At 46.2% G+C, this 12,881-nt stretch carries 15 protein-coding genes; 12 read left to right on the forward strand and 3 right to left on the reverse strand.

All coding sequences use genetic code 11. From position 1 onward, the window contains the following. Positions 1–6: 6 nt before the first annotated feature. Genes FCS97_RS03465 through FCS97_RS03520 form a run of 12 tightly spaced genes read left to right on the forward strand, consistent with a single transcriptional unit; the run spans position 7 to position 10,178 of the window. Positions 7–420: a hypothetical protein gene (locus FCS97_RS03465; RefSeq protein ID WP_138516613.1), complete on the forward strand. Its 414-nt coding sequence runs from the start codon at positions 7–9 to the stop codon at positions 418–420. After that, positions 410–709, forward strand: coding sequence for a hypothetical protein (locus FCS97_RS03470; protein ID WP_138516615.1), 300 nt, complete (start codon positions 410–412; stop codon positions 707–709). Before FCS97_RS03465 ends, FCS97_RS03470 begins: the two co-directional genes overlap by 11 nt. Next, a complete protein-coding gene (gene sctV, locus FCS97_RS03475; protein ID WP_171035151.1) occupies positions 706–2,796 on the forward strand; it encodes a type III secretion system export apparatus subunit SctV in 2,091 nt (696 codons plus the stop codon). The genes FCS97_RS03470 and sctV overlap by 4 nt, the downstream gene beginning before the upstream one ends. A gap of 22 nt (positions 2,797–2,818) precedes the next feature. Next, positions 2,819–3,841, forward strand: coding sequence for a hypothetical protein (locus FCS97_RS03480; RefSeq protein ID WP_138516618.1), 1,023 nt, complete (start codon positions 2,819–2,821; stop codon positions 3,839–3,841). Positions 3,842–3,849: 8 nt separating this feature from the next. Next, positions 3,850–5,202 (forward strand): FliI/YscN family ATPase, encoded by a 1,353-nt coding sequence (locus FCS97_RS03485; RefSeq protein WP_138516620.1) that lies wholly within the window; start codon positions 3,850–3,852, stop codon positions 5,200–5,202. Beyond that, positions 5,202–5,642: a hypothetical protein gene (locus FCS97_RS03490; protein WP_138516622.1), complete on the forward strand. Its 441-nt coding sequence runs from the start codon at positions 5,202–5,204 to the stop codon at positions 5,640–5,642. Before FCS97_RS03485 ends, FCS97_RS03490 begins: the two co-directional genes overlap by 1 nt. 52 nt (positions 5,643–5,694) lie before the next feature. Then, positions 5,695–6,312, forward strand: coding sequence for a hypothetical protein (locus FCS97_RS03495; RefSeq protein ID WP_138516624.1), 618 nt, complete (start codon positions 5,695–5,697; stop codon positions 6,310–6,312). Further along, entirely contained in the window at positions 6,305–7,351 is a 1,047-nt protein-coding gene (locus tag FCS97_RS03500) for a FliM/FliN family flagellar motor switch protein (RefSeq protein ID WP_138516626.1), read from the forward strand. Before FCS97_RS03495 ends, FCS97_RS03500 begins: the two co-directional genes overlap by 8 nt. Then, positions 7,348–8,010, forward strand: a complete 663-nt coding sequence (gene sctR / locus FCS97_RS03505; protein ID WP_138516628.1) for a type III secretion system export apparatus subunit SctR — start codon at positions 7,348–7,350, stop codon at positions 8,008–8,010. The genes FCS97_RS03500 and sctR overlap by 4 nt, the downstream gene beginning before the upstream one ends. Continuing rightward, complete coding sequence (gene sctS, locus FCS97_RS03510; protein ID WP_138516630.1) at positions 8,007–8,276, forward strand: type III secretion system export apparatus subunit SctS; 270 nt, start codon at positions 8,007–8,009, stop codon at positions 8,274–8,276. Before sctR ends, sctS begins: the two co-directional genes overlap by 4 nt. Then, positions 8,273–9,076 (forward strand): EscT/YscT/HrcT family type III secretion system export apparatus protein, encoded by an 804-nt coding sequence (locus FCS97_RS03515; protein WP_138516632.1) that lies wholly within the window; start codon positions 8,273–8,275, stop codon positions 9,074–9,076. Before sctS ends, FCS97_RS03515 begins: the two co-directional genes overlap by 4 nt. A gap of 16 nt (positions 9,077–9,092) precedes the next feature. Then, a complete protein-coding gene (locus tag FCS97_RS03520; RefSeq protein ID WP_138516634.1) occupies positions 9,093–10,178 on the forward strand; it encodes an EscU/YscU/HrcU family type III secretion system export apparatus switch protein in 1,086 nt (361 codons plus the stop codon). Between the two features lie 27 nt (positions 10,179–10,205). Here FCS97_RS03520 and sctC read toward each other — a convergent pair whose 3' ends face one another. Genes sctC through FCS97_RS03535 form a run of 3 tightly spaced genes read right to left on the reverse strand, consistent with a single transcriptional unit; the run spans position 10,206 to position 12,871 of the window. Continuing rightward, the gene (gene sctC, locus FCS97_RS03525) at positions 10,206–11,948 is read right to left on the reverse strand and encodes a type III secretion system outer membrane ring subunit SctC (RefSeq protein WP_138516636.1); all 1,743 of its coding nucleotides are present in this window, start codon (positions 11,946–11,948) and stop codon (positions 10,206–10,208) included. 14 nt (positions 11,949–11,962) lie between these two features. Further along, positions 11,963–12,193, reverse strand: a complete 231-nt coding sequence (locus FCS97_RS03530) for an EscF/YscF/HrpA family type III secretion system needle major subunit (RefSeq protein WP_138516638.1) — start codon at positions 12,191–12,193, stop codon at positions 11,963–11,965. Between the two features lie 12 nt (positions 12,194–12,205). Next, entirely contained in the window at positions 12,206–12,871 is a 666-nt protein-coding gene (locus FCS97_RS03535) for a hypothetical protein (RefSeq protein ID WP_138516640.1), read from the reverse strand. Between the last annotated feature and the right edge of the window lie 10 nt (positions 12,872–12,881).

The following is a 12,881-nucleotide window of genomic DNA, read 5'->3' on the forward strand; positions in this document are numbered from 1 at the left end:
ATTTAAATGGCCATTCAATCGAAAGGCACCGATAGGATTGGCCTAGCGCACAGTCCAAATACTGTTACCTTCGAGCTATCCAGAACAGGCGGGCCCACGTGGGCAGCGAAATCGGAAAGGTATAGTCCAACCGAAATTACTGCAGCCAATCAGAGTGGGCTTTATAGTCAAACAAATGCCTTTGATTATCAGATCAGTCTGAAGTTTTCCGGTCTCTTGAAGACGTCTGAAGCAAGTCAGCATCGTCTACGAACGGAGTGTATTGCCGCAATTTTGCATTGGGTTGATGAAAGCCATTTGAATTCAGGCTCTACGGATTTTTCTTTCGAACAGCTTGCTCAAGTCCGACAAATACTAGACGCTGAACTTGTGCAATCTCAGTTGTGGTTATCCAAATTAAGAGGCACAGATGAGCAATAACTTGTCGGCAGCCGATACTTTGCCATCTTGGGCTATTGATTTGTTGAAGGGCCTTGTGATCAAGAAAATGATGCTTCGCCAAGATTCCGACGCATTGCTGTTGTGTGGTTTTCTGCTTGCTTTGGGTCAAAAAGACGATCAGCTTGATATTCTCTTTTCAGTCGCCAGACTCAACAAGGGTGAGCCACTGAGTGCAGAATCCAAACAGCGGTTCGCTGTACAAATGCCCAAAGATGTATCCGAGATGATGCAGGCCCGATGCTTGCATCTCAGTTCGAGGTCCTCATGAAAAGCTCTGTGGATGTGGCTAATTTAACCCTTGGCCGTTTTGCCCAACGAGGTGAGTTGGTCACTGCAGTCATGCTGCTGGCCATTGTGCTGGTCATGATTTTGCCAATACCTACGCTGGTTCTCGACGTGTTGATCGGTTTCAGCATTTCTGTATCTGCCCTGCTGCTGATCATCGCGATCTACTTGCCATCACCTCTGGCCTTCTCTTCCTTCCCATCGGTACTGCTGTTTACCACACTGCTTCGTTTGGCCATTTCAGTTTCCACCACACGACAAATTTTGCTCGAAGCAGACGGTGGTCACGTCATTGATGTTTTTGGTGGATTTGTTGCAGGCGGTAACCTGGTTGTCGGGATGGTCATTTTTTTCATCATCACTGTGGTGAACTTTTTAGTAGTGACCAAAGGCAGTGAGCGTGTTGCTGAGGTGGCAGCCCGCTTTACGCTTGACGGAATGCCCGGAAAACAAATGTCTATTGACAGCGATCTCAGGGCTGGCTTGATTGATCAACGCGAAGCCAAGCGTCGCCGAACGGTTCTTGAAAAAGAAAGTCAGCTGTTCGGCGCTATGGACGGCGCTATGAAGTTCGTTAAAGGCGACGCAATAGCCGGTATTGTCATTATTTTTGTGAATTTGCTGGGTGGGCTCACTGTCGGCGTACTTCAACACGATATGAGCTTCTCCGAGGCGGGTAGGGTATTTTCCATTCTGTCTATTGGTGATGGTTTGGTCGCCCAGATTCCATCCTTGCTGGTCTCTGTTGCGGCAGGCATGACAATCACCCGTGTTTCCCAGTCAGATGATACGGTGTCTAGTCTGGGTCGTGACTTGGTAACGCAGTTGGCTGGTCAGCCAAAAGCAACAATTACGGCAGGACTTTTAATTGCCGTGCTTGGTTTGATTCCCGGCATGCCCTTTGGTGTATTTGGGTTGATCGCAGCGGTGTTGGTCGGATTTTCATGGTTACAGCTCCGACAGAGTAACCGTCCTGAAGAGGACAACGATGCGCCGCGCCTCCAGGATCAGGCTGATCTTGGACCAATGACTGCAAATCAAGATATTCATGACCTCGATGGTTTTACCCAGTTCAAGGCGATACATATTGACCTGGTGGGTTTTGATTCAGATGATTTGATTGCTGTTTATTCAAAGGCAGCAAGGCAAGCCAGGAATAATCTCATCTCTTCTTTGGGGGTTGCACTGCCCTATTTTTCAACCCGAGTGGTGAATTCTACAGAGCCTTGTCGGATTGATTTATATCTTTATAACGTACCAACCTTTAGTCATTTGGTAAGCCCACAGCTTTTATGTGTACGCGAGGCTTCTTCTCGTCTTACAGCGCTGCAACTTGATTTCGAGCGCGAAAAAGATCCGATTACAGGCTTTGAGCGATGCTGGGTTGATCGATCCGATTCCAGGTCCTTGCTTGATTTGGGTCTAACTGTGTGGGATGACAGTACAGTATTCGTTCAGCGGGTTGAAGACACATTGAGAAAGAATATTCATATGCTTTTTGGTTTGCAGGAGGTGTCGCAGATCATGACGGCCTTGCAGTCTGATCAGCCCGAGTTACTTAAAGAGCTTGAGCGGATGATTCCTGTCAGTCGAGTGGCAGAAGTAATGCAGCGCATCGTTTCTGAAAACATTTCCATCCGAAATATGAGAAGTATTTTGCAAACTTTGATCGAGTGGGCACCAAAAGAACGCGAGGTGATCATGCTCGTTGAGCAGGTAAGGGTGGGTCTGCGGCATCAAATTTGTCATCAACTTGCACGCAACGGTGTCTTGTACGCAATTTTACTGGATGAGAGTTACGAAGAATCAATCCGAATGGCAGTGCGTCAAACCTCTTCCGGGAATTTCCTGTCGCTCGATCCGGTGACCAGTGAGGACTTTCTTCAAAAGGTAGGCAAGGCAGTCGAGAATACTCAGGATGTTGCAGCGCCAGTGTTAGTTGTGCCACTTGATATTCGCCGTTATATCCGGAAGTTGGTTGAAAAAGACCACTTCAATTTGTCGGTCATGTCATTTAATGAGGTGTTGCCTGAACTTTCAGTCCAGACTGTGTCACTAATAGAGGAGTAGAAAGGAATTCTGGAGCTATAAAATGGTCTTTGTCAGAGTACACACAGGTATTCATCAGGGGGCTGAAGTAGAAATGACTGACAGCTTCACCATAGAAGCCGCAAGTGACTCTTCTTCTGATCTACCTAGCAAAGCCATGCTGAGCATCATTGACGCTGGCGGTCCGTTGCATTTAAGTTTTACGCGTAACGATCAAGATTGGTACTGCAATTCACACGCCGATACCAAGGTACTTATTTGCGACGAAGGTGGTCAGCCGCTCGAAAATCGGCCATTGATATTCCCATGTTTTATATCTGTTCGAAATAATCTCTTTTCTCTGGTTACATGTACTGCTACACCATTCAACGTTCCGTCAGGTGTCAGTCAATTTTTGGCGTGTGCAGCCTCCTTGCTGGAGGCAATGCCCGGTGAATCTCTCGGCGCCCCAACAGGCTCTGCTAGATCAGTTTCGGCTGCAGCCGGAATTCTGACTCCAGTCAATGCTCTGGCATTCTTAGGTTTGGCTTTGGCGCTTGGAATTGGTGCCCTCGGCGCGCTTTTCATGCCACAGCCAGGTATGACCAATGAAATAAAAGATCCCAAACCAAACCCAGTTCGGGTCGTTCGGGCAAACGTCAGTGCTCTAGAAAATACTCATACGTCTTTGATGGATTCAGCTCAAAAAGAAGATGTGGCGAAGAACTGGATTCTTGCAAGTCTCGAACAATTTGAGCTGGCTGAGGCGATCAGTGTAAAAGCACTGCCAGGGCAGTTGCATTTGAGCGGCGAACTCAACACCCGTCAAATTAAAACTTTTGAAAAGGTACTTTTAGATTTCGAAAAACTGAGCCATGACATTTTATTCACGGCATCCATTCGTGAGCGAAAACCCGCTCTGCCTTTCAAAATTAAAGAGATGTCGACCGGAAGCAATGGCTGGATCGTGACTGACTCGGGTGTACAAGTGTTTGTTGGAGGTGAGCACAAAGGATATCGGCTTGTTTCACTTAGTCAAAAGCGTATTCAGTTCACGGGCCCAGACTCAATCGACCTGTCGCTTTAAGCAACAATATGACCCCATCCGACCTCACATTTGCGCATGAAGCTCAGGTACGACAGGCCCTCGATGCCTTGATATTGTTTCAGACGCAGTCCAGCGTCAGCCGTGTCACCGGTTTGATTATCGAAACAGAAATGCCTGAATGCCAGTTGGGTCAACTTTGTCGGCTTGAAACACCTGGGCGTTCTCATGAAATTCTTGCTGAAGTTGTCGGGTTTACCGAGGGTGCTGTCCAACTGGCTGCGTTGGAAGACTGTACCGGTTTGTCTACCAAGACACGGATCACCCCTTATCGCCAGCAGCACACACTGATTGTTGGTGATTGCTTACTCGGGTGTGTGCTGGATGGTTATGGTCGAGACTATCAGAGTCGCCGATTCATTATTCCGCCAGATGAGTCTGGGACGTCTCAAGTCAATGTACTGAGCAATCAGCAAAGCGCGCTGGATCGTCCTCCAATCAAGGAAGTGGTTCCAACAGGGGTTAGGGCAATTGATTCAGCACTGACAATTGGCAAGGGCCAGCGGTTGGGGATATTCGCGCCTGCGGGTTGTGGCAAAACCACCTTGCTTGCAAGTCTTGCTCGTCAGATGCAGGCAGATGTCATCGTGCTGGCTTTGATCGGAGAACGCGGTCGGGAGTTGAACGAGTTTCTTGAACGCGAGCTATCAGCAAGTTATAGAAGCAAGTGCGTGGTGGTGTGCGCCACATCCGACAAAACCAGCATGGAGCGAGCGCGGGCGGCCCATACCGCAAGCGCCATTGCCCAAGCTTTTTGTGATGCCGGTAAAGACGTTGTTCTCATGGTTGATTCTCTTACTCGATTTGCACGTGCATTTCGGGAGCTCGGTCTCGCAAAAGGAGAGTCACCTGCACGTAGCGGCTTCCCTCCCTCGGTATTTGCAGAGCTTCCAAAGCTGATTGAGAGAGCCGGGATGAGCAAGTCAGGAAGCATCACAGCCCTATATACGGTTTTGATGGAAGATGGTGATGGTCAATCCGATGTGATTGCGGAAGAAGCTCGCTCTCTTCTGGATGGTCATATTGTATTGAGTCGTACATTGTCTGAACGAGGGCACTTTCCGGCAATTGATGTTGTTCAAAGTCTCTCGCGAGTAATGACTCATGTCGTCGATCCGTCGCATGCAAAACAAGCCGCCAATATCCGGAAATGGCTGGCCTTGTTAAATGAAGTGGAGCTACTGGTTCGTCTAAATGAATACGAAAAAGGCAGTGATGTCGAAGTCGACCTTGCCCTAAGCAAAAAGCAAGAAATTATTGATTTTCTCGTACAAGACTCAAAAACACCTTCTGATTGGACTGCGACGCAAGCCGCGCTAGAAAAAATTTCCATGGGGGTGTAATGAAATACAAAGAACTGTTTCTACTCAAGCAAATCAAGGCGAGACGTCTTGAGCGCCAAAAAAAAGAGCTCGTACGCCAGTCTGATATTGTTCACTCTCTTGTCGAAGAGTTGGAGCAGGCACATTTTGAAGAGGAGAAAACCCAGGCCGCTTGGCGTGATGTCAGGGCAGTAAGGCTGAAAAGTCTGCTTTCCACCAAAAAGCTTTTACCTGAAATCGAAAGTGAATATCGTGTCGAGCTTAAATGGAAAAAATCATGGCTTGATCAGATTCAGCACACAAAGCAAACGCATGAATTGCTACAAGCAGCAGAAAGCAAGCGAGCTGCAGATTTTCAGCGAGTCAATCTTCTTCTCAAGGAGAGTGAAAAATTCGAGTCTCTGTGCAGCACAGTCATGAAATCAGAACTGCGTCGAGAACTTAAAAGATCTGAGGGTTAACTTAATCCTTCAGGGGGAATTTCAAGTCGTTTACCAATGTCATAGTGAAGCCATGAATCAGTCCAACAAAACCCCACCTGTTCTTTACTCCGCCGCTGAAATGCGTCATCGTGATCATCTGCGTGAACGCAGTCAGCAGCGGTCAATTGATAACAAACAACTCCGGAAAAGCTTCTCTGACATTCGGGATGTAGATGATTTTCGCAAAGCCTTGGTTTGTGAGATTGAAGATGAATTCCAGCCTGTGGGTAAGCTTCCAATCCAGAGCGACAAGGCTGCACAACTGTCATGGATGAGTGGTAATCAAAATGAAGGAAATCCCGAGGAGGAACACCAAAGCAGAGGGCGCTGGATAACCGAATCTGAAGCTGAGCGACAGACAGGGCACATCATGGTCGCAACGACGGAGCGGAGTGAGTCTCTTCAATACCTATCTCAGGAAATTGGCTCGATGAATTCCGATTGGCAACAATTTGAGCTTGAAACCAAAACGGTGGGCAAGTTGAACTTTGCTTTCAAGCGAGATGAGCGCGGGCTCTGTTTGAAACTTTCTGCACAAGAAAAGACAGTTAACGAGATTCTGAAAATGAACTGGGAAGCGATCAGTAAAGACCTCTCAAAGGCGATGGGACTTAACGTTAGGCTGTTAGGCAGCGCCGAGAATGATTGAGCCATTTCAACTAAGGCGCGTTGACACTGAAGGCAGATTAAAACGCCATCAAGAGATTTTCTTTGATCTAAAATCTCCTCACCATGAGCAGCTACTTGAAGTTCGCTTGTTTCCATCTCAGCAGGCTGCAAGCTTCTCAGAAAGCCGTCATCTTTCGGAAGACACTGTAAAGATATTCGGTGCGGATTGGTCAATTCAATTCAGTCATTTTGAGTCGATCGCTGAGGCTTGGTTTGGCGTTTCGCTAAGCGAGTATGAAGGCGTGTTGAAGGAATGGATTTTCGATCTTATTCCTATTTGTCTGCAGCAGGACTTTGAACTTCATGCAATCTCAATTGGTCGACTTGAGCAGAATGTTCAGTCTGAGTACCTCAGTCATCGATATCTCCTTCAATGCTTGGTGGGTCAGTCTCTTATCGGACAGTCCTTAATCGAGGTGAATATAGACAATGCCACCACTGCAGCAGCGCTTGCTGCTGCCCTCGATTTTGTTTCATTTCCGAATCAGCCGAAAATCAAAGCCGCGGGGCAATCACTGATACCTACAAGTATTCCTCCCATGATTCTTCACATCGATGTGGGTTCATTCAACCCTTTTAATTCGAATCAGTCTCTGCTCATGTCCAGTTTGACTGAGGGATCCGTCTGGATTCTTGATCATGTGAATTTTAATGCCCAAGGTCTATTTGAGCGGTGCTTGGGTTCAGCTCGAGTTTCAATTGACCTTAATCTTGAAAGTACCCAATTTGGAGTGATTTCGATGTTGTTTGATGAAGAAAATTCCCAAGATTTATCCTTGATAAAAGATTGCCTTTCGATAGAACAGCACGTCGTAGTTCGCGCTGGCTCTCTGACGCTGACACTGGAGCAGATCAGTCGACTTCGTCGTGGAGAACTGATTGTATTGCCACACTGTGATTTCCCGATGGTTCGCTTGATGAATGGCGATATAGAAATCGGTCGAGGCGAAATGGTGGAATGTGACGGCAAGCCAGCAATTCAGATTGTGGACATTTATCAAAGAGGCTCGCCTTTATGAATCAGTTTGATCCTGTTTCACTGGCGCTTTTTCTGGCTTTAATGTCTGTGGTGCCGCTATTGATTGTTTCTTGCACCGCATTCCTGAAGATTTCCACTGTTTTACTCTTGGTTCGCAATGTATTGGGTGTGCAGCAGATTCCTCCCAACTTGGCTATATACGGTATTGCATTGGTTATCTCGGTTTTCGTCATGATGCCCACTCTTAGAGATTCATTTTCGAGAGTCGAAATGGACATGGAAAATCTGCCTAGTTCCAGCCAAGTGTTAGAACAGTCTGCTGACTTCCTCGAGCCATTTCGTGTATTCATGAATCGTTTTGCGCGTGAGGAGCAGAAGGAAGCTTTTTATCAGGCGGCTTTAGCTGGCAGCGCTTCAGCCGAGAACAAGCAGGAGGTTGTACCCAATATTACTCGTAATGATTACCTGGTTGTGGTACCCGCCTTTATCACCTCTGAGTTGACCGCTGCTTTTGAAATAGGCTTTATGCTGGCTTTGCCGTTCGTCATCATTGATCTTGTAGTTTCAAATATTTTATTGGCTCTGGGAATGATGATGGTCTCGCCCAACTCAATTGCGCTTCCATTGAAATTATTACTTTTCATTTCGGTGGATGGCTGGAGTCGCCTATTGCATGGCATCGTTTTGGGGTACCAATGATAGAAGGTTTTATCACCCTGTTTCAGAAAGCACTTATCCTCACAGCCCTGATTTCCATGCCCTCCATTCTGGCAGCCACCTTGGTGGGTACTTTGATTGCGTTTGTACAGGCGGTATTGCAATTGCAAGAGCAAACACTGCCCTTCGCATTGAAGTTGATCGTCATTTCTGTCGTACTGGTTGTTAGCGCAGGTTGGATCGGTTCGGAAATGTTTGTATTCACCGAGTACATTTTTGATCAGATAGCAGTGGATCGCTCCAAATGAACGCGATTGTTGACGCAAAGCAGTGGGGAATTTTTTTTCAGGAGTTCACCCGAATACTTCTTTTGTATGCACCTCGCGCCTTCTTGGCATTTGCTTTCGTTCCACTACTGTCTACCAAAATTGTTTCTACTTACGTAAGAAATGCGCTGGTGGTTTCCATGGTGATCATTCCTGTTTCCCTGCAATATGATCAGGTGGTGTCAATTGAGTACTCGGTCGCCAACTATATAACCTTGATCATCAAGGAATGTATTCTCGGGGTCTTCATTGGGCTCCTGATGGCTCTCCCATTCTGGGTCATGGACATGATGGGAACCATGATTGACAACGTACGGGGAGCCACATTTGCGTCAATTTTCAATCCCGGTACGCAAAGTGAAGATTTGGTATTCAGCCAGTTTCTGATTCTCGCCGGTGGGGTGTTTATTCTTCAGGCGGGTTATTTTGCCTTCATGTCCAAATGGCTTATTTCCACCTATTTCGTATTTCCAGTTTGGTCTATGTCTCCCGAATCGACTCTTTACAGTGTGGGTGAGTTAATTCGTGCTTTCTCCCATGTGTTGCTGATTGCAGTCTTGGTAGTCAGCCCGGTAGTTTTTGCTGTGCTGATTGTTGATTTCATTTTCGCACTGCTAAGTGCCTATGTGCCCAATTTACAGGTTTACAACTTGATTTTTGGATTGAAATCTGTGGTTGCGATTCTAATTGTGGCTTTGTATGCCTACTTTCTTTTTCATTATTCCGATGAGTATTTTCGTGTACACACTGACTTTATGGCTCGCTTGATTCCGAGTCGCTGACGGTGGAGTCTGATCAATGAGTGACAACAAAACCGAAGAGCCAACGCAAAAAAAACTTGATGACGCGCGCAAGAAAGGTCAGGTTGCGTCTTCAAAAGACGTTGTTCACGTATGGGTTCTTTTCTTCGGACTCTCGGTTGTTCTAAGTGATCTTTTCAATACTGCGGAGCGAATTCTTGCTGTGTTCGACAGGGCTTTTGATTTGATGAATGCGAAAGGTCCCCGTTTTCTTGGTGCCATGGCAACTGAGACCTTGAAAGATATTACTTTGATTAGCTTGCCTTATCTGGTCATCGCCATCCTTTCAATCTTGCTAGGCACGTTTTTTCAAACCCGTTTCCTGGTTAGCTTTGAATCAATCAAACCCTCATTCAAGAAGTTTGATGTGGTTAGTAATGTAAAGAATATGTTTAATGCAAAATCCCTTGTACAAATTATTTTGGGGATTTTCAAAATCGTTGTTGTAGGTACTGTGAGTATTCTTGTATTCAAGTCTTACGCTAACGACTTTATGCACATGCCCGCGTTGACAGTTGATCAGCTCTGGCCTTTCATCGCTCAGGTTTTGCGGATTGTCTTTTACAGTAGTTTTGTGATGTTTGTTGTTCTTGCTCTCATGGATTATGTCATTGTGCTTTGGAATCATATGAAGCAAATGCGAATGTCCAAACAGGAGGTGAAGCAAGAATACAAAGATCAAGAAGGTGATCCGTACATTAAATCACAGCGCAAACAGGAAGGTCGCCGTTTGATCGACTCAAATCCTGCCCACCTGGTAAGGCGTAGCGCAGCGGTGGTGACAAACCCAACACATATCGCAATATGTTTGGCTTACGATCCGCAAGAACACAGCGTACCTTTCGTTTTGGCTATACGAGATGGAATTGAGGCTCAAGACATGATGAAACTTGCTCGTGAAATGGGCGTTCCGGTCATTCGCCACATACCATTTGCAAGAGGTATTTATCGAAATGGGCTAGAAATGAGTTACGTACCAAGTGAGTACATCAAGCTGTCTGCGCTGATCATCCGATCAGTAATGAAATGGACGAAACTCAGCGAGACAGAAAAGAACTCCCGTTCAGATTGGGTAATTGAATAGAACTTAATTCGGCAACGCTGTTTATTTTTATCTGGATGATGCGTCCAGCTCTCGGCTCATTTTCAGTGATTGTGAGTCGGGTGAAGTTATAGAAAAGCTGACTGGCGAATTTTTTGGGGTGTGCTTGATAGGTGCAGCGGGTACTCTGAGAGATGGTGCGAAAAGAAGCTTGTCACTAGATTGACTATGTGCATTCTCAACAATTCGGGGCGTAATCATGAACAGACGCTTGCGTTGAATATTGTTTTTGAATTCACTGGTGAATGCTTTGCCTATCAACGGAATGCTAGACAGAAACGGAACCCTTGAAGATGTTTGATTGCTGCTTTCAACGTTATAGCCACCAATCAATAGCGATTGCCCTTCCCGTATTACAGCTTGTGTGCTGATATTTGTTTTTCGAACCAAGGGCAAATCGTTGGTTGAATTAATCGTATCTAAGGTACCGTCTTCAATATCCAGAATCAACTGAATCCGCTTGTTTCCGTTTTCTTCAATGACTCTGGGGGTTACCCTCAGCGTGGTCCCCGCTGTTACTGGAACGAGATTGGCTACCCGCTCCCCGCTGACCCTGCTGAAGAAGGTTTCTGTCAGGTCGAGAAAAGCGCCAAGATTGTTCACTGTAAGAATACGAGGGCTGGCCAGTACCTTGGCTTCACCATCCTGTTCCAATGCTCGAATCCGGGCATTGAATCCCTGGATATTGTTGACGACAGCAGAACCGTTTTTACCTAGTCCCACATCTGTACCGTTGCCCGGCTGTGTGCTGGCGTTAAAAGAGAAATATTCACTTCCGTATGCCAGGGCGCTACTGAACTCATCAAGTCGATTGAGCTCCACTTCCATGATAGATGCTTCAATTTCAATCAGCGCACTCGGAGTATCCAGCTCTGCCAATAGTTTTTCATAGTAAGTGAACCTGCTTGGATGATCACGAATAATTATTGCATTCAGTCTTGGATCGGATTCAACAAGGGCTGTACCGGAAATTCGGGATCCAGAATTTTTTCCTTTATCGTTACTCATGTCAGCTGAGATGACTCCGTCTTGTGAGTCAGCCATACTTAATGCGCCCGGCACCGGGCTGGCCATGAGGGGAACCGCTTTCTCATTTTCGTGTGTTGTTTTACCCGATCCGATGGTACGTTGCAAAATACTGGCTACGCCGGGGGTGATAATTTCCCTGTCTCTGTATCTAACAACCCGATCTTCAACTGCTGCGTGTTTTAATCGATAGATGAAGGTCTGGGTTTGCAAGCCACTACCCAATTGCTGGAGCTGTTTGCCGATCGATTCTACATAGGCACTTGGGCCAGAGACGATGACTGTATTGTTGTTGTCGATGCTGCCCCAACCAAATTTTGGATCCAGCAGTTTTACTTCCGTGAGTGCTTTTTTCAGCGATTCAGCTGCGCCGTCGGGTACTGAGAATGCGCGCACCACAAAATCGGCTGAGTCCGCAATATGCAGAGCACTGCCTTGTACAAACCATGAAAACCCGTGACTGGATGCCAGTTCATCTAGAAAACGTACCGCGGTGTCGCCTTCAATACGTCCATGAACAGGCTTTCGAAGTGGTGTATGCATATTCACTTGAAGTCCAAACCGCTTCGCGAAAGTCTGGATGATCTGCTGGACGCTTTCCCCTTCGCCCATATATTTATAAGGTCTTTGCAACGGCGCATTACTTTTTTCAATACCTTCTGCGAATGACGTTATCGCAATCAAGGAGAGAATTAGTGTTGCCAGGGCTTTACGGTTGGTTTTCACGCGACTGCCCTAATTCAGGCTGACTTCTGAAGAATGCCCTTCAAGGCATCGCTAAGCTCTTTCACGATACTGCTTTGCACCTGAACACTGAGTGACCATTTGTTCAAATTCATCTGCATCTCCAGTAGGTTCTCTGTGTTTGTTGATCCCTTGCTCAAAGTGTTTTGAAGCCGGCTTTCATTGGTTCGAATAACCTGGCCTACCTTGGCTTCAATACCATCCAGACCGAATGCGGAATTAATCATGTCTCACTCCTATTAAAATTGCGGTTGATCAAATAAAGTTTCTGGGTTGTCTGATTTTTGCTGAAGTATGTGGGCAATACTTTCCACTGCAAAGGAATAGTCAATCATCGTGCCCCCACCCCTCTTGGCCTTTAGGCGAACACGCCCCGATTCCAAGGAGTTACTGGTTTCAATTGCAATATGATCTAAGTGCAGATGAGAAGTCTTCAGGTTCCGAATATAGTCCTCGACATATTGAAGATCTGCTGTGTTGCATTCTATTGCGTAATAAACACCTTCAATAAGGCTGCTTTTAACTTGATTTAAAAGGCTCTCGATTTGAGATTTCAGGGGCAATGAAACAGTTAATTTTTTCCATGCAATCTCTATAATTGCCGCACAGTGTTCAATAATTCTTTGCTCATACATCTGTTGTTGGACTGTCAATTTTTCAAGGTTGAAACTAAGTTCTTCAAGGCAATCAGCCTGTGTTTTTACCACCGTCTGCCTGCAGATCATTTCAATTTCCTGCTGGGCGTCCTCTAGCATTTGGACACAAGTTCCACGAGTGGACTCAAGCTGATTTACCGCTGTTTGAAGTAACTCGAGTTCGACTGCGGAGTAAGCTGACTTCTTTATCAGTTGTGGTGGCAGTTCAATGATCCGTAATCCGATAGGATTCAATTTAGAAGTGCTCATTTTCTATTTC

The organism is Limnobacter alexandrii, assembly GCF_005871185.1.
Lineage (GTDB): Bacteria > Pseudomonadota > Gammaproteobacteria > Burkholderiales > Burkholderiaceae_B > Limnobacter > Limnobacter alexandrii.

Coding starts and splice junctions, on each gene's coding strand:
- FCS97_RS03535 (WP_138516640.1), bottom strand. CDS start 12,871: ATGAGCACTTCTAAATTGAATCCTATCGGATTACGGATCATTGAACTG.
- FCS97_RS03485 (WP_138516620.1), top strand. CDS start 3,850: ATGACCCCATCCGACCTCACATTTGCGCATGAAGCTCAGGTACGACAG.
- FCS97_RS03520 (WP_138516634.1), top strand. CDS start 9,093: ATGAGTGACAACAAAACCGAAGAGCCAACGCAAAAAAAACTTGATGAC.
- FCS97_RS03495 (WP_138516624.1), top strand. CDS start 5,695: ATGAATCAGTCCAACAAAACCCCACCTGTTCTTTACTCCGCCGCTGAA.
- FCS97_RS03530 (WP_138516638.1), bottom strand. CDS start 12,193: ATGATTAATTCCGCATTCGGTCTGGATGGTATTGAAGCCAAGGTAGGC.
- sctR (WP_138516628.1), top strand. CDS start 7,348: ATGAATCAGTTTGATCCTGTTTCACTGGCGCTTTTTCTGGCTTTAATG.
- FCS97_RS03515 (WP_138516632.1), top strand. CDS start 8,273: ATGAACGCGATTGTTGACGCAAAGCAGTGGGGAATTTTTTTTCAGGAG.
- FCS97_RS03480 (WP_138516618.1), top strand. CDS start 2,819: ATGGTCTTTGTCAGAGTACACACAGGTATTCATCAGGGGGCTGAAGTA.
- FCS97_RS03490 (WP_138516622.1), top strand. CDS start 5,202: ATGAAATACAAAGAACTGTTTCTACTCAAGCAAATCAAGGCGAGACGT.
- sctV (WP_171035151.1), top strand. CDS start 706: ATGAAAAGCTCTGTGGATGTGGCTAATTTAACCCTTGGCCGTTTTGCC.
- FCS97_RS03465 (WP_138516613.1), top strand. CDS start 7: ATGGCCATTCAATCGAAAGGCACCGATAGGATTGGCCTAGCGCACAGT.
- sctS (WP_138516630.1), top strand. CDS start 8,007: ATGATAGAAGGTTTTATCACCCTGTTTCAGAAAGCACTTATCCTCACA.
- FCS97_RS03500 (WP_138516626.1), top strand. CDS start 6,305: ATGATTGAGCCATTTCAACTAAGGCGCGTTGACACTGAAGGCAGATTA.
- FCS97_RS03470 (WP_138516615.1), top strand. CDS start 410: ATGAGCAATAACTTGTCGGCAGCCGATACTTTGCCATCTTGGGCTATT.